This window comes from Sorangium sp. So ce385, from assembly GCF_051474135.1.
Taxonomy (GTDB): Bacteria; Myxococcota_A; Polyangia; order Polyangiales; family Polyangiaceae; genus Sorangium; species Sorangium cellulosum_D.
The window spans coordinates 4,855,654-4,876,882 of the sequence record NZ_CP150337.1 but is presented as its reverse complement, the minus strand read 5'-3'; the positions used below and the strand labels follow the sequence as shown (position 1 = coordinate 4,876,882).

The 21,229-nt window shown below is 72.7% G+C and carries 20 protein-coding genes; 10 read left to right on the top strand and 10 right to left on the bottom strand.

From position 1 onward, the window contains the following. Positions 1-30: 30 nt before the first annotated feature. Together WME83_RS17905 and WME83_RS17900 are read right to left on the bottom strand one after the other, a co-directional pair. On the bottom strand, positions 31-4,413 hold the full coding sequence (locus WME83_RS17905) for a hypothetical protein (RefSeq protein WP_437320494.1): 4,383 nt from the start codon (positions 4,411-4,413) through the stop codon (positions 31-33). Between the two features lie 125 nt (positions 4,414-4,538). Then, positions 4,539-5,342, bottom strand: coding sequence for a sensor histidine kinase (locus tag WME83_RS17900; protein ID WP_437320493.1), 804 nt, complete (start codon positions 5,340-5,342; stop codon positions 4,539-4,541). 317 nt (positions 5,343-5,659) lie between these two features. Here WME83_RS17900 and WME83_RS17895 point away from each other — a divergent pair, with 317 nt between their 5' ends. The 3 genes from WME83_RS17895 (at position 5,660) to WME83_RS17885 (ending at position 7,989) form a co-directional block, all read left to right on the top strand. After that, positions 5,660-6,133: a response regulator gene (locus tag WME83_RS17895; RefSeq protein ID WP_437320492.1), complete on the top strand. Its 474-nt coding sequence runs from the start codon at positions 5,660-5,662 to the stop codon at positions 6,131-6,133. Positions 6,134-6,345: 212 nt separating this feature from the next. After that, a complete protein-coding gene (locus tag WME83_RS17890; RefSeq protein WP_437320491.1) occupies positions 6,346-6,786 on the top strand; it encodes a response regulator in 441 nt (146 codons plus the stop codon). A 213-nt stretch (positions 6,787-6,999) separates the two neighbouring features. Beyond that, entirely contained in the window at positions 7,000-7,989 is a 990-nt protein-coding gene (locus tag WME83_RS17885) for an ATP-binding protein (RefSeq protein WP_437320490.1), read from the top strand. Positions 7,990-8,050: 61 nt separating this feature from the next. On the opposite strand, the gene dapE is transcribed toward WME83_RS17885, so the two are convergent. The 4 genes from dapE to ndk are packed head-to-tail and all read right to left on the bottom strand — an operon-like array spanning position 8,051 to position 11,381. Further along, a complete protein-coding gene (gene dapE / locus WME83_RS17880; protein ID WP_437320489.1) occupies positions 8,051-9,154 on the bottom strand; it encodes a succinyl-diaminopimelate desuccinylase in 1,104 nt (367 codons plus the stop codon). Beyond that, on the bottom strand, positions 9,151-10,026 hold the full coding sequence (locus WME83_RS17875) for a 2,3,4,5-tetrahydropyridine-2,6-dicarboxylate N-succinyltransferase (protein ID WP_437320488.1): 876 nt from the start codon (positions 10,024-10,026) through the stop codon (positions 9,151-9,153). The genes dapE and WME83_RS17875 overlap by 4 nt, the downstream gene beginning before the upstream one ends. Before the next feature lie 42 nt (positions 10,027-10,068). After that, positions 10,069-10,947: a hypothetical protein gene (locus WME83_RS17870; RefSeq protein ID WP_437320487.1), complete on the bottom strand. Its 879-nt coding sequence runs from the start codon at positions 10,945-10,947 to the stop codon at positions 10,069-10,071. Continuing rightward, a complete protein-coding gene (gene ndk, locus WME83_RS17865) occupies positions 10,947-11,381 on the bottom strand; it encodes a nucleoside-diphosphate kinase (protein ID WP_061629540.1) in 435 nt (144 codons plus the stop codon). Before ndk ends, WME83_RS17870 begins: the two co-directional genes overlap by 1 nt. Positions 11,382-11,786: 405 nt before the next feature. Between ndk and WME83_RS17860 the strand changes: the two genes are divergently transcribed. The 7 genes from WME83_RS17860 to phoU all read left to right on the top strand — a co-directional run bounded on the left by WME83_RS17860 (position 11,787) and on the right by phoU (position 18,741). Continuing rightward, positions 11,787-12,482 (top strand): response regulator, encoded by a 696-nt coding sequence (locus WME83_RS17860; RefSeq protein ID WP_020735531.1) that lies wholly within the window; start codon positions 11,787-11,789, stop codon positions 12,480-12,482. 8 nt (positions 12,483-12,490) lie between these two features. Further along, positions 12,491-13,966 (top strand): ATP-binding protein, encoded by a 1,476-nt coding sequence (locus WME83_RS17855; RefSeq protein ID WP_437320486.1) that lies wholly within the window; start codon positions 12,491-12,493, stop codon positions 13,964-13,966. Between the two features lie 87 nt (positions 13,967-14,053). Continuing rightward, positions 14,054-15,169, top strand: a complete 1,116-nt coding sequence (gene pstS / locus WME83_RS17850) for a phosphate ABC transporter substrate-binding protein PstS (protein WP_437320485.1) — start codon at positions 14,054-14,056, stop codon at positions 15,167-15,169. 68 nt (positions 15,170-15,237) lie between these two features. Then, positions 15,238-16,221 (top strand): phosphate ABC transporter permease subunit PstC, encoded by a 984-nt coding sequence (gene pstC / locus WME83_RS17845; RefSeq protein WP_437320484.1) that lies wholly within the window; start codon positions 15,238-15,240, stop codon positions 16,219-16,221. Beyond that, the gene (gene pstA, locus WME83_RS17840) at positions 16,218-17,132 is read left to right on the top strand and encodes a phosphate ABC transporter permease PstA (RefSeq protein ID WP_437320483.1); all 915 of its coding nucleotides are present in this window, start codon (positions 16,218-16,220) and stop codon (positions 17,130-17,132) included. Before pstC ends, pstA begins: the two co-directional genes overlap by 4 nt. A 9-nt stretch (positions 17,133-17,141) precedes the next feature. Further along, on the top strand, positions 17,142-17,999 hold the full coding sequence (pstB, locus tag WME83_RS17835; protein WP_437320482.1) for a phosphate ABC transporter ATP-binding protein PstB: 858 nt from the start codon (positions 17,142-17,144) through the stop codon (positions 17,997-17,999). Between the two features lie 16 nt (positions 18,000-18,015). Next, positions 18,016-18,741 carry a phosphate signaling complex protein PhoU gene (phoU, locus tag WME83_RS17830; protein WP_437320481.1) on the top strand — a complete coding sequence of 242 codons (726 nt, stop codon included), beginning with the start codon at positions 18,016-18,018 and terminating at the stop codon, positions 18,739-18,741. Here the strand turns inward: phoU and WME83_RS17825 are convergent. The 4 genes from WME83_RS17825 to WME83_RS17810 form a co-directional block, all read right to left on the bottom strand. Next, the gene (locus tag WME83_RS17825; protein ID WP_437320480.1) at positions 18,738-19,241 is read right to left on the bottom strand and encodes a molybdenum cofactor biosynthesis protein MoaE; all 504 of its coding nucleotides are present in this window, start codon (positions 19,239-19,241) and stop codon (positions 18,738-18,740) included. The genes phoU and WME83_RS17825 overlap by 4 nt on opposite strands. Beyond that, complete coding sequence (moaC, locus tag WME83_RS17820) at positions 19,238-19,753, bottom strand: cyclic pyranopterin monophosphate synthase MoaC (protein ID WP_020735523.1); 516 nt, start codon at positions 19,751-19,753, stop codon at positions 19,238-19,240. Before moaC ends, WME83_RS17825 begins: the two co-directional genes overlap by 4 nt. Before the next feature lie 75 nt (positions 19,754-19,828). Continuing rightward, positions 19,829-20,947 (bottom strand): GTP 3',8-cyclase MoaA, encoded by a 1,119-nt coding sequence (gene moaA, locus WME83_RS17815; RefSeq protein WP_437320479.1) that lies wholly within the window; start codon positions 20,945-20,947, stop codon positions 19,829-19,831. Between the two features lie 20 nt (positions 20,948-20,967). Then, on the bottom strand, positions 20,968-21,219 hold the full coding sequence (locus WME83_RS17810) for a MoaD/ThiS family protein (protein ID WP_063823977.1): 252 nt from the start codon (positions 21,217-21,219) through the stop codon (positions 20,968-20,970). Between the last annotated feature and the right edge of the window lie 10 nt (positions 21,220-21,229).

Here is a 21,229-nt window from a genome sequence, read left to right as displayed (position 1 = left end):
CTCCCTGCCCCGCGCGGGCCCGGCGAGGCGTCAGCCCGTGGTGCGGAACCGCGAGCGCCCCTCGGAGACCCACCACGCGCGGTAGCGCTCCTGGGCGGCCTCCCGCTCCTGTCGCGGCAGGTCCTCGTAGTAGCCGAAGTACTCCCGGGTGATGCCCTTCAGCTCGTCGATGGCGGCGCGGCGGATGGCGGGCTTCTCGTGCGTGAGCGCGTCGATGATCCACTCGATGCGGTGGCGCTCGCCGTTCCTCGACCACCACGCCATCCACTTGCGCGCGTCGCGGCCGAGATCTTCCCGCGTGATGGCGGTCAGCGCGCGGACCGCCGCCTCGACGATCGCGTCGTGCGGATCGGAGAGCGCGCTGATGAGCGCCGGCACGCTGGAGCCGGAGCGGATCTCGGACATGGTGTCGATGGCGGTCAGCCGCCGCGCGGGCGACTCCTCGCGGTCGCGCGCGATGTGATCGAGCCCCTGCAGGATCGGGCCGCCCGCGGGCGGCGCCGCGATCAGCAAGGCGGCCGAGCGGACCGCGATCCGCCGGACGGCGATGTTGTCGTCGAAGAGCCGCGGGAGCAGCGCGTTGGCGGCTTCCGGGTACGGCAGCTCGCCGAGCACGTGCGTGGCCCAGAAGCGCACCTCGGGATCGGGCGAGGCGCTCCGCACGGTCATGAAGGGGAGCGCCGGGCGCCGGATCGCGACGATGAGCTCGAGCAGCGGCCCGCACTGGGAGGCAGGCGGCGCGGCGGCGACGTTCGCGGCGCCGTCCGGGCCGGCGAGCTGCTCGCGGAAGCGCTGGCGATCGACCCGGAGCGGACCGGGGAAGCGCGCCGCGACGATCGAGATCGCCGTCTCTCCGTTGCGCACGAGCTCGGCGAACGCCCGCGAGCCCGCCTCGCCGCCCGCGAGGACGTGCTGCACGAGCGAGCTGTACTCCGCGCGCAGCTCGCTGGCCGGCGAGGTCGAGACCGCGGCGCGCCGCTCCGACGGGGGCCTCGGATACACCGCGGCGGCCTCGAGGGCGACGGGCGTGCGGCGCCAGTGGGGGCGCGCGGCGACCGACGACGGCGGCGGCGCGGACGACCGCTGCTCCTCGGCACCGGGCTTGATCGAGCTGTCGAGCATCCACGGCGGCCGGGAGTACCGCTTCGTCCGCGCCTCTTCAGGCTCGCCGAGATCGAAGTCCTCGGACCGCGCGTGGGCCGGCGCCGCGGGGATCTCGAGATCGGGGATCTCGTCGATGCCCGGCGGCGAAGGCGGCGCCGCGATGACCGGTGAAGCCGGCGCCGGGACCGCCTGCATGAGCGGCTGGGTGACCGCCGGCATCATCGGCGCCGTGACGGCCGTGCCCGACACGACGTCCGCGCCCGCCTCCAGGCCGAGCCGGAACTGCGGCTCGGCTCCGAGGCTCGGCCCGTGCGGTATCGGGGCCGGCGGGATGGTCGAGCTGAACGCCATCGCGTGCGCGACGCCTTCGTCCGGCCGCACGGGCTCGGCCTCCACGCCCGTGCCGCGGAGCCCGAACGCCCGCGCGACGGCATCGATCCCGGATCCGCCGTTCTCCGTGGACCAGCCGCCCTGGGGTCGCGGGCCGTTCGGCTCGGCGTCCGCGCCGTCGGCTCGCCGTGGCTCGCCTGCGCCGAGAGGCTCGTGCGCGGCGGGCGGCGAGGATACGTCGTCGGCCGCGGTCGGCCCGTGCGCCTCTGCGCGGACCATGCTGCTCAGCTCCAGCAGCGCGGCGCGGGTTCGCATGGAGAGCGGGCCCTCCTTGGCGTGCTCGTCGCCGTGCTCGTCCTCCGACGCTGCGGCCTCGTGCGGCGGCGCCGACGGCCTCTGCGCAGACGCCGCGGCCTCGTGCGGCGGCGCGGACGGCCTCTGCGCAGACGCCGCGGCCTCGTGCGGCAGCGTGGACGGCCTCTGCGGAGACGCCGCGACCTCGTGCGGCGGCGCCGACGACCTCTGCGGAGAGGCCGCGGTGTCCTGGGCTCCGCCGCTCCGGTTCAGCTTCTTTCGCAGGATGAGCCGCTCCAACACCGTCGTTGCGACGCCGGCGAGCGCGATGAGATCGCCGATGCTGGAGAGCTCGACCGAGGCGGCGCCGTCGTCGCCGTAGACGAGCGCCACGACGCGGCCGCGCACGACGATCGGGACGACCGCCACCGCGGCCGCGTGGACCTTCCGACCGAGCTCGCGCTGGAGCTCCGCGTCCGGGGCGCTGCCGGCGAGCGCGGCGACGAGCGGCGCACGGAGAGCGCGCGCCCTGGCGAGGGCGGTGGGACGCTCGAACGGCACGGCGATCTTCGTGACGCGCTCGCGCTCGGCGCCAGGGCCCGCGGCGTTGCGGCCTTCCGCGCGCTCCCCGTGAACCGTGAACAGGACCGTGTACTCGAAGTACTGCTGCGCGAAGTCGAAGAGGACCGCGAGCACCGCCTCGCTCGAGTCGACCGAGGCGAGCTCCTGCTCGGCCATGGCCAGCGTGAACGGGCCCTTGCGCCGCTGCGCCGTCGGCGCAGACCGGCCCGCCTCGCGCATCGAGCCCTTCGCCGCCGGTGCGCTCGCCGAGATCGCGGGCGCCGCAGGTGAAGACACAACAGGCGCGAGCGCCACCGGCGCGGAGGCCGCAGGAGCGGAGGCCGCAGGAGCGGAGGCCGCCGGTGCGAGCGCAGCGGGCGCGAGCGCCACGGGCGTGGCGTCCGCCGGCGTCGTCGCCGCAGGCCCCACGGGCGCGGAGGCCGCGGGGACGGGCGCGGCTGGCGCCGAGCCGCCGGGCAGGCGCGGGTGCGACGCGGCAGCTTGCGGCACCGTGTCTTGCTGAGGGCGGTGCGAGGCCGACGCTCGCTTCAGCCAGCCGGTCAACAGGTGCGTGCCGGGCGCCCGCGACCGCGCGCCGGACGGCGCCGGCGGCGCCACCGGCCTCCCGGGCGGCGCCATCGGCTTCAAGGGCGGCGCCGGCGCTTGCACGGCCGGCGCCCTCGCCTCCACCGCAGGAGGCGCGGGCACGTCCTCCGCCGCCGCGAACGCCGCGAGGCGCGGCGCGAGCTGCTCGGAGCGCGGCGTCGGCTCTGGCGGCTCGATCGCGGGCTCTTGCGGCGGCGCAGCCAGGTGGCCGGGAGGCGCGGTCTCCTCGCCCGGATCCGCCGCGGGGACGTCTGGCTTCGCCGGCGCCGCGGCGCCCGCTTGGCCGCGCCGCGGAGCGACCTTGGAGAGGCGCGAGGCCAGCGCCTCTGCCCCGGGCGTGTGCGCCTCGAGGTAGCGGAACGAGGGCAGATCGAGCGGGTACTCGGCGACGACGGTCGGCTCGTCATCCAGCTCGTGGAGCGGCGGCTTCCTCGGCGTGGGGACGGCCTCGTTGAGCGAGACGTCCGCGATGACGGTGTCCTCGTCATGGATCGAGGTCGGCGCGTCGACCGTCGGCGCATCGTCGATGCTCGATCGCCTTCGCTGCTGCGCTTCCTCCGCCTCCTCGCGAGCGATCGAGGCCGGCGCGTCGACCGTCGGCGCATCGTCGATGCTCGACCGCTTTCTCTGCCGCGCTTCCGCCGTCTCCTCGCGCGGATGGATGCCGTCGGGCAGCGTCGCGTCGGCGTCGGCGTCGACGTCCGCAGGCGCGGCCGCATCGACGTCGGCAGGCGGGACCGCGTCGGCTCCCGCGGGCGACGCCGCGTCGACGTCGGCGGGCGCGACGGCGTCGGCTCCCGCGGGCGACGCCGCGTCGGCCTCTGCAGCCGGAGCCGCCCCCGCCGCCGCGAGCGAAGGTGCGCCGACCGGCGCAGGCGCGACCGGGTCGGCTCCTGCCGCTGGAGCCGCGCCCGCGCCGGCGGGTGACGCCGGCGGCGGAGCCGCTTCCGGCGGGAGCGCAGCGACGGCTGCGGAGGCGGGCTCGACCGGCTCTGCCGGGCTCGGCTCGGCGCGCGCGTCGAGCTGCTTCACGAGCCGCGACAGGCGCCGCTCGAGGGCGGCGCCGTAGTGCTCCGCGAGCGCCTGGCGGATGCGCACCAGCGGCGCGGCGAGCTGCCGCAGGTTGACCCCCAGCGAGAAGCTCAGCTGCTCCGCCACGGCGGGCGCGAGCGGCTCGGCCGTCGCGATGACCAGCGTCGGCTCCGGCTGCGAGGCTCCCGCCGCCGCGCTGTCGACGCCCGTGCGCACGTCGAGCGGGAACACGCGGTGCTGGACCGCGAGCTCGGCCGGGATGGTCCGGAGCACGTCGGGCGACGCGGGCCGGAGCCGGCCCACGGCGGGCGGGAGCCCGAGGCTCTCGGCGAGCAACGCGGTGAGCTCGCGCTCGCTCACGGCGCCCAGCTCCAGCACGTTCGTGGCGAGGTCGCCACCGTGGAGCACTTGGCGGGCGATCGCCTCCTCGACCACCCGCATCGAGGTAACCCCATGCTGCACGAGGAGAGAGCTCAGCGTCGGCATCGAGGCGCATTCATCGTTGTGCGGTGGAAGTTGGAGCACGCTCGCGACGTGCGACCCGGTTCATCCTAGACGAAGTCTCTATCGGACACGATCCGCGCGTTGGAGCCGTCGGAGGGTCTCCTCCATCACCGGCCGCTCGCCGCGTCGCAGCGACCTTCCGTCTCCGGCAACCTGGTGGGAGGATCCCGCCCAACGCCGCCGAGGAAGCAGGTGAAGCGCAGCCCGGTCGCGGAGAGGTCGGCGGCCGATGCCGGCGCGCCGCCGTCCGCGCGCTCGGACGAGGGCTCCACGGTCAGCCCGCCCCCGTGCGCGCCGAGGATGCCGTGCGCGATCGCGAGGCCGAGGCCGAGCCGCTCGCGGCGGCGCGGCGCGACCGGGTCGGCGGGGATCGCCGCCCGCTCGCCGAACGGCTCGAGCAGCCGGGCGAGCGGCTCCGGCGGGACGGGGCCCGCCTCGTCGACGACGGTCACCACCGGCGCGTCGTCGGCGCTCGAGACGCGGACCTGCACCGGCCGATCGCGCGATCGCAGGATGGCGAAGCCGAGCACGTATTCCAGCGCCACCCGGAGGAGCTCCGGATCGCCCTCCACGGTCGCCGCCCCATCCGGCCGGGCCTCGAACGAGATCTGCACGCCGCGCGCGGCGGCCATCGCCTCGAGCTGCACCGCGGCGCGCCGGACGAGCTCGGCCGCGTCACAGCGGGCGATCGACATCGGTCGGCTCGCGTCCGCGCGGAGCCAGATGGAGTTGTCGAACTCGTCGAGCAGCCGCTTCAGCCGCTCGCCCGCGCCGCGCACGCGCTCCAGCATGTCGCGCGGCGCTGGTCCGAGGTCCTTCTGGTAACGCAGCAGGTAGTGCACCCCCGCCAGCATGGTCGCCAGCTCGCCGCGTAGATCGTGGCCCACCCGCGCGAAAAACTCGTCATCCATCCACATAGACGCCTGCTCCGAATATGCAGCAGCGCGGACCTCGAGCATCAGACGAGCAACCCAACTGTCGTCGGGACCTCCCCGAAACAGCCGTCGCCAGGCGCTGAGGGCGAACCGCGCAGAGCCCCCATCTGCGCTGGACAGTTGATGGTTGCGGATAAGCGACCTGGGCACAAGGTGTAGCCGGGGCTCAGGTCTCGCCTCCACCACGCAGGGGGACCTTCCAGGAACGCCGGCGGGAGATCGTGGCCCTGATGCCCCACATCGAAGCCCGAGCACCTGGGGAGCGCCGTCAGCCGAGCCGCGAGCGGGGGAGCATGTCCGAGGCAGAGCGCAGAGAGTTCGCCGAGCAACACGACGAGGAGGCCGACGACGATACCCTCGTGGTCGAGCGACGCCGCCGGGTCCTCATCGTGGACGATGATCCCGATTTCCTCGTCATGGCGGAGGCGGCGCTCGCCGCGCACGGCTTCCTGGTCGAGCGGGCGGCGGGTGGGCTGCGCGGCGTGTTCCTCGCCACACAGGACGTGCCGGATGTGATCCTGTGCGACCTGAGGATGCCCGGCATCGACGGGTTCGTCGTCGCGGAGGCGCTGCGCGCCGACCCGGCGACCCAGCACGTCGCCATCTTCGCGTGCACCGGCCGCCGCGATCTCGAGGCCCGCGCCGCCCTCAACGCTTCGGCCTTCGACGGCGTGCTCGTCAAACCGGTCGACTGGGACAGCGCCGCGCGCTTGCTCCACGAGATCATCGGCGTCCGCCGGCCCTACGGGTCTACCCAGGGCACGTAAGGAACAACCTTAGATCCCTTCAGGCCAAGTGCAGGGCGACCCCTGCGCGGGAGGGGAAATGCCCGGCATCCGGCCGGCAATAAGGTATACAAACATCGCGTGACCCGAGCGGATCGCCCCCCTACATCACCTGCGTAAGAGACCGGCCGCACGGTGTCGGGCTCGTTCGCGATCGTCGGGCGGCGCGCCGAGGAATGGAAAGGTTCACTGGGATGGAAGTGAAGTGTGACGACAGCACGTTCTCGCCGCTCGTCCTGGTCGTGGACGACTTCCAGGACAACCGGGAGATGTTCGCGGAATACCTGTCCTTCTCCGGGTTCCGCGTGGCCGAGGCGGCGACCGGTCGGGAGGCGCTCGATCGCGCCTTCGAGCTGATCCCGGACCTCATCCTGATGGATCTGTCGCTCCCCGAGATCGACGGCTGGGAGGCGACGCGCCACCTCAAGAGCGACCCACGCACGAAGCGGATCCCCATCGTCGCCCTCACCGGCCACACGCTCGCGGGCCACTCGCGCGAGGCGAAGGACGCGGGGTGCGACGCGTTCCTCACCAAGCCGTGCCTGCCGGACACGCTCGTGCTCGAGATTCGCCGCCTCCTGTCGCGCGAAGGCGACGCGCGGGGCCCGTCGCCGCAGCCGGAAAGAACGACCTGACGCGTCGCGGGCCCCCCTCCCCCGCCAACCTGCGACACGAGCGCGCCCCGCACGAGATGGCGGAGATCGCGAGGCGCGCGCGACCCGAGCTCCGCGACAGAAACAGCGCACGCGCGCTCCCGCGTTGCCATGACTTGACTGAGGTACGACCTGACTATCCCAGGCACAGTCTTTCTGGCTAACTGATCGCTTGAGAGCCAAAAGGGAGCGAGAATGGCGGGGGTGACGAGGAAAAAAGCCGGAAAAGACGCGACGGACAGCGCGGATGGAGCGCACGGCCGCCCGCTCCGCGGGCGCGCCACGGCGGTGCCCCTGCGCTCGCCGAAGAGGGGCTCGGCGTCCGCCGCGGCGAGCGGGCCTCGCTCCGCGGGGCCGGCGACCCTGCGCGCCAGGGTGCCCAGGCGATCGAAGGCGGACTCGGACCGGCACGCCCCGCGGGGCGACGCGGCCGAGCGCGAGCGGCTCGAGGAGCAATGCCAGCGGCTGGAGCGCCGCGCCGAGACGGCCGAGCGCATGCTCCGCGAGACGGTGTCCACCATCTCTCACGATCTCAGGAACTCGCTGAGCGTGATCGTGGTGAGCGCCCGCATGCTGATGCGCTCGATCCCCCAGGAAGGCCCGGGGCGGCGGCAGCTCGAGGCGATCACCCGCGCGGCGGACGACATCAACCAGCTCGCGCAGGACCTCGTCGACGCCATGAGCATCGAGAACGGCTCGCTGAAGGTCGGCAAGGGCGCGCACGAGGTCGAGCCGATCCTCGACCGGGCGATCGAGCTCGTCGCCCCGACCGTCGCGCTGAAGCCGCTCGAGATCGCGAAGGAGCTGCCGCACGACGTGCCGCCCATCGCGTGCGACCGGGAGCGCATCGTCCAGGTCATCGCGAACCTGCTCGGCAACGCGATGCGCTTCACGCCCAAGGGCGGACGCATCACCGTGCGCGCGGAGCCCTCGGGCAACGACGCGCGGTTCTCGGTCTCCGACACCGGCCCCGGCATCGCGCCGGACCAGCAGCCGCTGCTCTTCGCCCGCCACGCGCCCGCTCGCCGGCCCCTCGGACAGGGGATGGGGCTCGCGGCGTTCGTCACCAAGGGCATCGTGGAGGCCCACGGCGGCACGATCTGGGTCGAGAGCTCGCCCGGCCAGGGCAGCACGTTCTTCTTCACCATCCCGGCCGCCGGGCTCTCGGTGCGCGCGGCGCCCTGACCGAGAGCCCGCGCGCGGAAGAGCGCGCCGCGCGCCCCTCGAGAGCGGAGCGCGCCCCCCGTCAGGCCGGTCCGAGCGCCGAGAGCCAGCGGCGGAGGATCGCGCGGCCGTCCGAGAGCTTGCGCAGCGACGCCCACTCGTTGCGCTGGTGCGCCTGGGCGTTCTCGCCGGGGCCGAAGTTCACCGCGGGCACGCCGAGCTCTGCGAAGCGGGCCACGTCGGTCCACGCCTGCTTCGGCTCGACCGCGGCGACGCCGGCCTCGCGCAGCGCCACGACGAGCGGGTGCGACGCGTGCGGCAGCGCCGACGGGCTGAGGTCGCGCCACTCGATCTCGGCGCGGCCGGCCACGAGCGCCTCGATGGTCCGCTGCGCCTCCTGGATCGAGGTCCCCGGCGGGAAGCGGTGGTTCAGGTTCATCGTGAACTCGTCGGGCACGACGTTCCGCCCGCGCCCGCCCTGCGCCATCGTCGCCGTCGTCACGGCCCGGTAGACGAACCCGTCGATCTCGACCTCGCGCGGCGCGAGGGCGGCGAGCTCGACAAGGAGCGGGCCCGCCTTGTAGATGGCGTTCTCCCCCTGCCACGGCCGCGCGCTGTGCGCCGTCCGCCCGCGGAACGTCAGCCCCGCGTGCAGCGAGCCGCTCGCGCCGAGGCTCAGCTTGTTGTCGCTCGGCTCCAGGCACACCGCGAGATCGAGCGCGCGGAGGCCCGGCTCGCGCTCGATGACCAGCGCGAGCTCGTTCTCGAGGTACGGGCCCTCCTCCCGGGCGTAGAACACGAGCGTCAGATCGACCCCCGCGACGTCCTCCCGCGCGCCCTCGACGAGGTCGAGCATCAGCGCGAGGCCCGACTTCATGTCGCTCGCGCCGGGGCCGTAGAGGCGATCCCCCTCGATCCGCGGCGGCCCGTCGTGCGAGGTGCGCACCACGTCGAGGTGCCCGGCCAGCGCGATCTTCGGGCCGCCCGTGCCCTGCGTCACCTGCACGACCAGCGAGTCGCCGTGACGGCGGACCGGCGCGGCGAGCTGCGCCCGACCGAGCCGCTCGGCCACCGCGGCGCACAGCTCCTGCTCTTCCCCGATGGGCGACGGAATCGAGCACAGCCAGAGCAGCGTGTCCGCGAGCGCGGCGTCGGCCGCCGCGCCCCGATCGGGCCGCGCGCTCACACCGGCACCGCGAAGTCGCGCAGCGCCGCGTTGAGCGACACCTTGCGGTCGGTCGCCTCGCTCCGCTTGCCGATGATCAGCGCGCAGGGGATCGAGAACTCCCCCGCGGGGAAGCGCTTCGGCCGCGTGCCCGGGATGACCACGCTGCGCGCCGGCACCCGGCCGCGGTGCTCGACGACCTCCTGCCCCGTGACGTCGAGGATCGCCGTCGACGCGGTGAGCACCACGCCGGCGCCGAGCACCGCCTCCTCCTCGACGACGACGCCCTCCACCACGATCACGCGCGAGCCCACGAAGACGCCGTCCTCGATGATCACCGGCCGCGCCCCCGGCGGCTCGAGCACCCCGCCGATGCCGACACCCCCGGCGAGGTGCACGCCTCGACCGATCTGCGCGCAGCTGCCGACGGTCGCCCACGTGTCGACCATCGACCCCGCGCCGACCCACGCGCCGATGTTCACGTAGCCGGGCATGACGATCGCGCCCTGCTCGAGGAACGCGCCGTAGCGCACCGTCCCCGGCGGGACGACGCGCACGCCCGCCTTGTCGAGCCCGCGCTTGAGCGGGATCTTGTCGTGGAACTCGAAGGGGCCGACCTCCATCACGCTCATGCCGCGGAGCGCGAAGTAGAGCAGGATCGCCTCCTTGATCCACGCGTGCGTCACCCACCGGTGCGCGGCGCCCTCGCCAGGAGGCGCCGCGCCTTCGCCGCCCGCCTGCGGGGTCTTGTCGGGCTCCGCGACGCGGAGCAGGCCTTGATCGAGCTGCTCGATCGTGCGGAGGACCGCGGCCTCGTGCGCGGGCGAGCGCAGGAGCTCGCGGTCGCGGAACGCCGCCTCAACAAGGGACTTCAGGGATTCGTCGGTGGCCATGGCGGCGCCTTTAGCACGGCCGCGACAGCACCGGCAGCGGCGTCAGAACGTCATGGTGACGACGCGGCCGCCGGGCCCCTCGACGAGGTCGACGCCCGCGCGCCGCGCGACGACGCGGGCCACGGCGGCGGCCCGCTCGCCGCCGTCGCGCAGCACCACGTCGAGGGCGACCGCCGGCGCCCCCTCGCGCGGGCCGCGCTCCGCGATGCGCACCGTCGAGCGGCCGTCCGGCAGGCGGGACACGGCGAGGTGGGGGCTCGCGACGCCCGCGGCGCTGACCATGCCGACGGCGAGCTCCATGAGCCCGCTCACGGCGCGCACGTCGCCCTCGACCTCGTTGGCGCGGCCGTCCGAGGAGGCGACCGAGATGCCGACGACGGGCCGCCCCTCGACCGCGGCGGCGCTCCAGTTGCGGAGCACGTCGATGAGATCGAGCGGCGTGGGGCGCAGCTCGAGGGTCGCGATCACGAGCTCGGACAGCCGCAGCGCGCCGCTCAGCTCCCGGGCCGTCCTGCGCACCGACGCCTCGAGCGCGAGGCGCTGCCGGGCGTCGATGCCGCGCTCGGCGCCGGCGCGCTCCCCGCGGCCACGCCCGGGGCCGCGCCCCGTCGGGGCGCCCGCGGCGGCGCGCGACAGCTCGTCCGTGAGGCGCGCGACGTCGACGCCCGCGTGCCCGAGCACCGCGCACGCGGCGTCCGCCGCCGCGGGGTCGTCGGTCGCCACGAAGCCGTCGCGGACCGCCGCTGAGAGGCTGTCGAGGGCGGCGACCAGCGCCGCGCACCCCTCGCACACCTCCGGCAGCGCGAGGGCGACCCCGCGCGGCCCGACGCGGCGCGAGCCGAGCAGGTGGGCGAAGCTCTCGATGCCTGCAGCGCCGTCCCGCGCCGCGCCGAGCGCGGCGGCGAGCCGCTCGCCGAGCATCAGTTGGTCGCGCTCGGAGCGACCTCGTAACCAGCGAAGAAGTAGGCGATCTCGCGCGCGGCGGTCGCCGTCTTGTCGGAGCCGTGGACCGCGTTCTCGCCCACGCTCGCCCCGTGCAGCTTGCGGATCGTCCCCTCCGCCGCCTTCGCCGGGTCGGTCGCGCCGATGACCTCGCGGTACTTCGCGACCGCGTCCTCGCGCTCGAGGGCCATCACCAGGATGGGGCTGCGCGACATGAACGTCACGAGCTCGTCGAAGAAGCCGCGCCCCCGGTGCTCGGCGTAGAAGCCTTCCGCCTCCGCGCGGCTGAGGTGGATGCGCTTCATCGCTTTGATCGTGAAGCCCTCCTGCTCCAGGCGAGCGATGATCGCGCCTGCCTTGTTCTTTTCCATTGCGTCGGGCTTGATGATTGAGAGGGTTCGCTCGAGGGCCATGGGCGGGCCAGTTAGGCGAAAACGCCGAGCGTTGCAAGCGCTACGCATTCCGTCCTCAAGGTCCGCGACCGGCCTCGCTGCGCGTCCCCTGCGCGCCTCCGCGCTCCCGCCGTTCCCGTCCGCCTGCGCCTCGCCGCTCCCGGCCGGTCTCCCGGCTGCGCCCGGGGCCGCCTCCGATCGGGCCGTCCGCCGCCCGGCGCGCCCCCCCGTGCGCCGTCCGGCGCCCGTCGCCGCGCGCCCGTCGGCCTCGCGCCCGTCGGCCTCGCGCCCGTCGGCCTCGCGCTCCGTCGCCCTCGCGCTCCACCGCCTGCTCGCAGGCGCTCCGCCTCGTGGGCTCGTGTCGACGACGCGCGGCACGCGCGATCGCCATGAAGCTGTCACAATGCGCTGCTACACCCACCGTCCATGCCGAGCCACGTGCTCATCGTCGAGGACGAGCGCGACCTCCAGCGCGTCCTCACGTACAACTTCCGTCAAGCTGGCTTCGATGTGGTCTCCGCCGGGAGCGGAGAGACAGCGCTCCGCGCGGTCAAGGAGGAGCGGTTCGATCTCGTCCTGCTCGACCTGATGCTCCCCGACATGTCGGGCACGGAGATCTGCCGCCGCCTGAAGCAGAACCCGCAGACCTCCGCGGTCCCCGTCATCATGGTCACGGCCAAGGGGGAAGAGATCGATCGGATCGTCGGCTTCGAGCTCGGGGCCGACGACTACGTCGTCAAGCCGTTCAGCGTGCGAGAGCTCATCCTGCGCGCGCGGGCGATCCTCAAGCGCTCCGAGAGCCCCACGTCGGCCCCGGAGAAGTTCGATTTCGGCATCCTCCGGGTCGACCGGGCCGCGCACAGGGCGTGGGTGCAGGAGAACGAGATCGCGCTGACGGCGCTCGAGTTCCGCCTGCTCATGATGCTCTACGATCGCCGCGGGCGCGTGCTCTCGCGCGATCTCTTGCTCGACGAGGTGTGGGGCTCGCACGTCGACGTCACCGCGCGCAACGTCGACACCCACGTGAAGCGCGTCCGCGAGAAGCTCGGGGCGGCCGGCGACTACATCGAGACCGTGCGCGGCGTCGGCTACCGGTTCCGCGCCGAGCCCGAGGCCGCCTAGGGGCCCTCATGCTCGTGTTGAGGCGGCTCGGCATCGGCGCGAAGCTCGTAGCGGCGACGGTGCTCGTCCTCCTCGTCGCGGGCGTGCCGATCGAGCGCCTCGCCGCGCGCGACATGGAGGCGGCGCTGCTCGCGGAGCACAGCCCGCGCGCCGCCGTCGACGCGGCCCTCTCGCGCTCGCGGCGGACCATGCTGTTCGGCATGGGCGCCGTGATCGTCGTCGCCATCTCGGTCGGCGCCGCCACCACCTTCTTCATCACGCGCCCCATCCGGAGGCTGACCCGCTTCGCGCTGGCGATGTCCGAGGGCGACCTGTCGACGCGCGCGCCCCTGCGCGGCTCGGGCGAGCTCCGCCAGCTCGCGCGCGCGCTCAACCACCTGACGAGCGAGCTCTCCCGCTCCATCGCCGAGGTCCGGACCGAGCGCGATCTGCTCGCGGGCATCCTCGACGGCATGAGCGAGGGCGTGCTCGTGCTCGATCGCGACGGGCGGATCCTCCTCGCCAACCGGGCGCTGCGCGCGATGGCCTCCCTCGGCGAGGACGCGCTCGGCCGATCGGTCATCGAGTCGATCCGCAACGCGCACCTCACCGAGGCGATCCAGCTCGCCGGCCAGCGCGACGAGCCGGTCGACGTCGAGGTCGAGCTCGGGCGGACGCTGCCGCGGCGGCTGCTCGTGCGGGTGTCGCGCCGGAAGGCCCCGGCGCACGACGCGCTCGACGCGCGCGCGGAGCACGACGGCGCGCCCACGGAGCCCGGGCTCATCGCGGTGTTCCACGACGTCACGGATCTCCGCCGGCTGGAGACGATCCGGACCGATTTCGTCGCGAACGTGTCCCACGAGCTCAGGACGCCGGTCACCGCGATCAGCACCGCCGCCGAGACGCTGCAGCTCGGCGCGCTGCAGGACCCGCACGAGGCCGCCGAGTTCGTCGACGTGATCGATCGGCACGCGAAGCGGCTCCGCCACCTCGTCGACGACCTGCTCGACCTCTCGAAGATCGAGGCGAAGAACTTCCGCCTCGCGCTGGCCGATCTCGACGTCGCCCCCGCCATCGAGCACGTGACGCAGCTGCTCGCCGAGGCGGCGCGCCGCCGCAGGGTCACGCTGACGGTCGACGCCGCCGCGCTCCCGTCCGCGCGGTGCGACCGCCGCGCGCTCGAGCAGGTGCTCATGAACCTGCTCGACAACGCCATCAAGTACGCGGGCGAGGGCGCTCACGTCACGGTGCGGGCGCGCTCGGTCGATCAGCAGGTGACGATCGCCGTCGCCGACGACGGGCCCGGCATCCCGCCCCACCACCTGGGCCGCATCTTCGAGCGGTTCTACCGCGTCGACGCCGGCCGCTCGCGCGACCTGGGCGGCACGGGGCTCGGCCTCGCCATCGTGAAGCACCTGGTCGAGCTGATGAACGGCTCGATCGAGGTCGAGAGCGCCATCGGCCGCGGCACCAAGTTCACCGTCCGCCTCGCGCGCGCCGCGTGATCCCCGCAAAGTCAGGAAAATCCGGTACTCGCTGTTCCACCCTGCCGTCACACAGCTGTCACAAAGCTCGACTACGCCTGACGGTGCATGGCTCGAATTCTGCTCACCCTGGCGATGTTCCTCCTGGCCGCTGGATGCGGTCGCTCCGACGGTCCCCAAGAGACCGGCTCGCTGCCCGGCTCGAAGCCGAACGCGGCGCCTCAGCCGGGCGCCGATGGGGAGGTCACCCTGACGGGCGCGGGCGCGACGTTCCCGTATCCGCTTTATACGAAGTGGATCTCCGAGTTTCAAAAAGCCAACACCAAGGTCAAGATCAACTACCAGTCGATCGGCTCCGGCGGCGGGATCCGGCAGATCACCGAGCGGACCGTCGACTTCGGCGCCACCGACGCGCCGATGAGCGAGGAGCAACTCGGCAAGGCGGCGGGCATCCTGCACCTGCCGACCTGCCTCGGCGCCGTCGTGCTGACCTACAACCTCGAGGGCGTCGCGTCGGGGCTGAAGCTGACGCCGGAGGCGGCCGCGCAGATCTTCCTCGGCAAGATCAAGAAGTGGAACGACCAGGCGATCCAGCAGGAGAACCCGGACGTGAAGCTCCCCGACAAGGAGATCGCGACGGTTCACCGCTCGGACGGCAGCGGGACCACCAAGATCTTCGTCGACTACCTGAGCGCGGTGAGCCCGGAGTGGAAGAGCGGCCCCGGGACCGGGACCAGCGTCAACTGGCCGGGCGGCCTCGGCGCCAAGGGCAACGACGGCGTCTCCGCGCTCATCACGAGCACGCCCGCCTCGATCGGCTACATCGAGCTCGCGTACGCGATGCAGAACAAGCTCACCTTCGCCTCGCTCAAGAACAAGAGCGGCAAGTTCGTCGCCCCGTCGCTCGAGAGCACGACCGCCGCGGGCGCCGGCGCCGCCGCCAAGATGCCGGACGACCTCCGGATGTCGATCGTCGACGCCGAGGGCGAGGACGCGTACCCCATCGCCGGCTTCACCTACCTCCTCGTCTACCAGGAGCAGAAGGACCTCGCGAAGGGTAAGGTGCTCGCCAACTTCGTGAAGTGGGCGATGCAAGACGGCCAGAAGTTCACGAGCGACCTCCACTATGCGCCGCTGCCGACGGCGGTCGTCGAGAAGGTCAACAAGAAGCTCGCCACGCTGGTGGGCCCTGACGGCAAGCCCCTGCTCACCCCAACGCCATGAAAGAAGGCGCGTCAGCGGCGCACACGGCGCTCCGCCGCGCGCCGCCGGCGCGCGCGCAGGATAGGCCCATGAGCACGGTAGAAGTCCCCATGCAACAAGCCGCCTCGACCGCGTCGGGGGGCGACGTGGCGCGCGGCACGCGCAGCGCGGATCGAGCGTTCCGCGTCATCCTGACGGTGTTCGGCCTGACGGTGCTCGCGGTGCCCACGCTGATGGTGCTGGAGCTCGTCCGGTCGTCCCGGCTGGCCATCGACAAGTTCGGCCTGGCGTTCCTCACCGGCACCGTGTGGGACCCCGCGCGCGAGGAGTTCGGCGCGCTGCCGTTCATCTACGGCACGGTCGTCAGCTCGCTCATCGCCATCGCGCTCGCCGTCCCGGTCTCGCTGGGCCTCGCGATCTTCCTCTCGGACCTGGCCCCCCACCGGATCCGCAAGCCGCTCGGCTTCATGGTCGAGCTCCTCGCGGCGATCCCGAGCGTCGTCTACGGGTTCTGGGGCATCGCCGTGCTCCGCCCCTGGCTCCAGGAGACCATCGAGCCGTTCCTGATCGAGCACCTCGGCTTCCTGCCGCTCTTCGAGGGCCCGCCGGTCGGCATCGGCATGTTCGCCGCGGGCATCATCCTCGCGATCATGATCGTCCCCACGATCACCTCGGTCTCGCGCGAGGTGATGCAGGCGGTCCCGCAGCTGCACCGCGAGGCGGCGGTCGGGCTCGGCGCGTCCGCGTGGGACACCATCCGCTACGCGGTCCTCCCGTCGGCGCGCTCGGGCATCATCGGGGCGATCATCCTCGGGCTGAACCGGGCGCTCGGCGAGACCATGGCGGTCACCATGATGATCGGCAACGCCCCGAAGATCAGCGCGTCGATCTTCCACCCTGGGTATTCGATGGCGAGCGTCATCGCCAACGAGTTCGTCGAGGCGACGAGCGACATGTACGTGTCGGCGCTCTCCAAGATCGCGCTGCTCCTCTTCGGGGTCGCCCTCCTCCTCAACCTCTTCGCCCGGTGGCTCGTGAGCTCGACCAAGAGCAAGCTGGAGAGACGCGCATGAGCAACGACTCCCCTGCCCCCGCGGCGCGCCCCTCCGCCGCCGCTCGACGCACGCTGCTCGAGCCGGCGCCCGGCGAGCGCCTGCGCCGCGCCCGCAGCTACTTCTTCGAAGGGCTCTGCGTCTCGAGCGCCGTCGTCGTCCTGGTCCCGCTGTTTCTGATCTTCATCTACGTGGTCAGCAAGGGCCTGAGCGGGCTCTCCCTCGACTTCTTCACCCAGCTCCCGAAGCCGCCGCTCGGCGACGAGCGGAGCGGCATGGGCAACGCGGTCGTCGGCACGCTCATCCTCGTCGCGATCGGCTGCTGCATCGGGCTGCCGACAGGCATCCTCGCCGGCATCTACCTCGCCGAGATCGGGCGGGGCAAGCTCGCGAGCGCGATCCGGTTCATCGCCGACGTGCTCGGCGGCGTGCCCTCGATCACCATCGGCGTGTTCGTCTATGCCCTCGTGGTGGTCCCGATGAAGCGCTTCTCGGCGCTCGCCGGCGGCATCGCGCTCGCCATCGTGATGCTCCCGACGGTGACCCGCACGACGGAGGAGCTGCTCAAGCTCGTGCCCGCGCACCTCCGCGAGGCGTCGCTCGCCCTCGGCGTCCCGGAGTGGCGCACGAGCCTCCTCGTCGTGCTCCGGACGGCCTCGCCGGGCATCGGCACCGGCGTGATGCTCGCCGTGGCCCGCATCGCCGGCGAGACCGCGCCGGTGCTCCTCACTGCGCTCGGCTTCCAGTACTGGAGCGTCGCCGTCGACCGACCCATCGCCTCGCTGCCGGTGCAGATCTGGAGGAACGCGACCTCGCCCTACCCGAAGTGGCAGCAGGAGGCCTGGACCGGCGCGCTCGTGCTGATCGCCATCGTCTTCTTCCTCAATCTGCTCGCCCGAATCGTGACGTCCCGGAGCGTCAAGGCGCGTTAAAGGCACCCGATGAGCTCGTTTGACTCACCGCACCATGGACAGGCCGGACAACGCCGCATCGGGCTCGGCGCGGAGGGCGACCGCCGCTCTGCGGAGCCCGAACCCGAGGCGCCGCCGGCCAAGATCAGCGTCACCCGGCTGAACGCTTACTTCAACAAGTTCCACGCCATCCACGACATCACGCTGGACATCCCGGACGGCCAGGTCACCGCGGTCATCGGCCCGTCCGGATGTGGCAAGTCGACGTTCCTGCGCTGTCTCAACCGGATGCACGAGCAAGTGCCCGGGGCCACGGCGAAGGGCTCCGTCATGATCGACGGCGTGAACATCTATGATAAAGCGGTCGACCCGGTGCGATTGCGCCGCCGCGTCGGCATGGTGTTCCAGAAGCCCAACCCATTTCCCACGATGTCGATCCGGGAGAACGTCCTCGCCGGACACAAGCTCAACGGCATCTCCGTCAAGGACGCCACCGGCCTCGTGGAGAAGTGCCTTCGCCAGGTCGCGCTCTGGGACGAGGTGAAGGACAAGCTCGATCAGTCCGGGCTCTCGCTCTCCGGCGGCCAGCAGCAGCGGCTCTGCATCGCCCGCGTCCTCGCCGTGGAGCCCGAGGTGATCCTGCTCGACGAGCCGTGCTCTGCGCTCGATCCCATCGCGACCGCGCGCATCGAGGAGCTCATCGATGAGCTCAAGCAGCGCTATACTTGCGTGCTCGTCACGCACAACATGCAACAGGCCGCGCGGTGCTCTGACTACACGGCTTTCTTCTACATGGGGGATTTGGTGGAGTTCGACAGGACCCAGACAATTTTCACCAATCCGAAGGAAAGCAAGACGGAAGACTACGTCACCGGTAAGTTCGGCTGAGGGGAGTGGGGATTTCATGCCGACGTCGCACACGAGCAAGGTCTACGAGCACGAGCTGCGCACGCTGCGCGAAAAGCTGCTGCTGATGGGCAGCCTGGTCGAGGAGATGATCCAGAAAGGCTCGACCGCGCTCGCGACGCGCGACACGGGCCTCGCCAAGGCGACGATACGGCTCGATCGCCGGATCAACAGCCTGGAGTGCGAGGTCGACGAGCTCTGCATGAGGATCCTCGCGACGCGCCAGCCCGTCGCCTCGGATCTGCGCTTCGTCACGACCGCGCTCAAGATCGTCACCGATCTCGAGCGGATCGGCGACCTCGTGGTGAACGTCTGCGAGCGGGTGCAGGAGCTCAACGAGGAGCCGCCGCTCGCGCCGGCGGCGGAGCTGCAAGGCCTCTCGGACGAGGCGATCGAGGTGGTGCACGAGGCCCTCGACGCGCTGGTCGCCCGCGACTGCGACCGGGCGCAGCGGCTGCTCACGCGCGACGACGTGATCGACGAGCACTACGCCCGCATCTTCCAGGAGGTGCTCCTCACGATGAGCCGCGACCCGAGCACCGTGTACAGGGCCACGCGCATCCAGTCGATCGCGAAGTACCTGGAGCGCATCGCCGATCACGCGATGAACATCGCCGAGTCGGTCGTGTTCCTCGTCAAGGGCACGGACATCCGGCACAACAACCGCCTGCGGGAGAACGATCCGCTCTCCACCCCGCCGCCGCCCGGGCTGCGCCTGCGCTAGCCACCGCCAGCGCCGCCTGGAGGCGCCGCGCCGCCGTGGCCGTGCGCGTGCCCGTGGTGCTCCTCGGGCCCGTGCTCGCCGCCGCAGCGGGCGTCCTCCCAGCCGACCCAGTACGGGCCGTCCGGCCCGTGCTCGCGCTTCCAGATCGGCAGGCGCGCCTTGATGCGGTCGATGAGCAGGCGGCACCCGCGGAACGCCTCGCCCCGGTGCGGCGCGCTCGCGGCGCAGGCCACGGCGACGTCGCCGATCCGGAGCGCGCCCACCCGGTGCGTCGCGGCGACGCGCACGCCGGGGATCTCCGCGGCGATCTCCGCGAGGATGCGCTCGAGCTCGGCCTCGGCCATCGTCCCGTACGCCTCGTACTCCAGCAGCGTGACCGCTCGGCCGTCGTTGACGTCGCGGACCACGCCGAGGAACGTGGCGACGCCGCCCGCGCCAGGGTGGGACACGGCGGCGATGAGCTCGTCGAGGCGGAGCGGCTCGGTGCGGATCCGGCTCACGGCGCGCTCCTCTGGAAGTGACCGGAGCGACCCCCGCTCTTCTCGAGGAGCTTGATGTCCGAGATCACCATCTCGCGATCGATCCCCTTGAGCATGTCGTAAATCGTCAGGCACGCGGCGCTCACCGCGACCATGGCCTCCATCTCGACCCCGGTGCGATCGAGCGCCTCCGCGGCGGCGGTCACCCGGATCGCCGCGGAGGGCTCGTCCACGTCGAGCTCGACCGCGACGTGGGTGAGCGCGATCCCGTGGCAGAGCGGGATGAGCTCCGGCGTGCGCTTCGCCGCCATGATCCCGGCGATCCGCGCCGCGGCGAGCACGTCGCCCTTCGGCGCGTCGGCGCGCGCGACGCGGGCGATCGTCTCGGGCCGCATCAGGACGGCGCCCGACGCGACCGCGCGGCGGTGCGTGACGGGCTTGCCTTCGACAGGCACCATGCGGGCCTCGCCGCTCGGGGACAGGTGGGTCGAGAGCGCTGCGCCCTCGCCGGCTCGATCAGGAGTGTGCGACATCGCTCCGGAATCTGACACGGCAGCCCGCAGGACCGGAAGCCGATCCGTGAGCCAGGGCCCGCGACGGCCGCGGCGTCAGCCGCCGATCGCGCGGATCGACACCGTGGAGGCCGTCTCTTCGGTGCAGCCCTTCCAGACCTTGCCGTCCGGCTTGAGGCGCCACGCCTCCTCCAGGCGCCGCTGGATCGCCGCCGGATCGCCGGCCTTCGCCTCGCGCGAGGCGTCGACGCCGTCGTCGGTGGCGAGGCACGGCCGGAGCACGCCCGTCGACGAGACGCGCAGGCGATCGCAGCTCTCGCAGAACGTGTCGCTCGTGCCCGTGATGAACCCGACGCGGAGCGACGGGTCGCGGCGCGCGCGGACGTACCGCGCCGGCCCCAGGCCGGGATCCGAGATCGCCTCCTCCGGGAGGAGGTGCTCGGCGAGGCGCGCCCTCATCTCGGCCGCGGTGACGAGGTGCTCGCCGACGAGCCGCGCGCCCTCGGCGATCGGCATCACCTCGAGGAAGCGCGGGACCATCCGCCGCTCCCAGGCCCACAGCGCGAGCCGCTCGATCTCGTCGTCGTTCACGCCGCGGAGGACCACCGTGTTGAGCTTGATCGACGAGAAGCCCGCCGCGATCGCGGCGTCGATGCCCTCCAGCACCCGGGCGAGCTCGCCGCCGCGGGTCACCTCGCGGAAACGCGAGGGGTCGAGGGTGTCGATCGAGACGTTCAGGCGGTGCAGCCCGGCGTCGCGCAGCGGCGCGGCGAGCCGCGCGAGCTGCGAGGCGTTCGTCGTGAGCGCCAGATCCTCGAAGCCGAGCGCGGCGAGGGACGCGACGATCGAGACGATCTCGGGGTGGAGCAGCGGCTCGCCGCCGGTCAGGCGGACCCGCCGGATGCCGGCGTCGCGCAGGGCCTCGAACATGGTGCGCCAGGCCGGCGTCATCAGCCGGCCGTCGGTGTAGCCGTCGTGGCGCGACGGGCGGCAGTAGGTGCACGCGAAATCGCATCGATCGGTGACCGAGATGCGCACGCTGCGCGGCGCGGGCCCGGCGTGCGCGGAGGGCGCGCCGCGGGCGCCGTCGCGGTACGGGATCACGGCGGCGCGGCGGCCGCCCTCCCCGTCGCCGACGAGCGGCAGCGACCGCCGCCGCTGGGCCAGCGCTTCGCCCCCCACGCGCGCAGAATCGAGGCCGGTCGAAGAAGACATGACGCGTCCCTCGCGGGCCCCTACCCGCCCGCCACCGGTGGAATGAGCGCCACCTCGTCCCCGAAACCTACAGGATCGCTCGGCGTCGCATAAACGCCGTTCACCGCCACCCGGATAGAGCCCTTGTAGGGGATCAGCCCCGGATAGCGCGCGCAGACCCGATCCAGGAGCTCCGCCGCGGTGCAGGGGCCAGGCAGCGGCAACGCCACTTCTCCCGCGCCGAGAACGTCCCTCGCGCCAGCGAAAGCGAGCACGCGAACCGCCGCATCCATCGCCGCAACC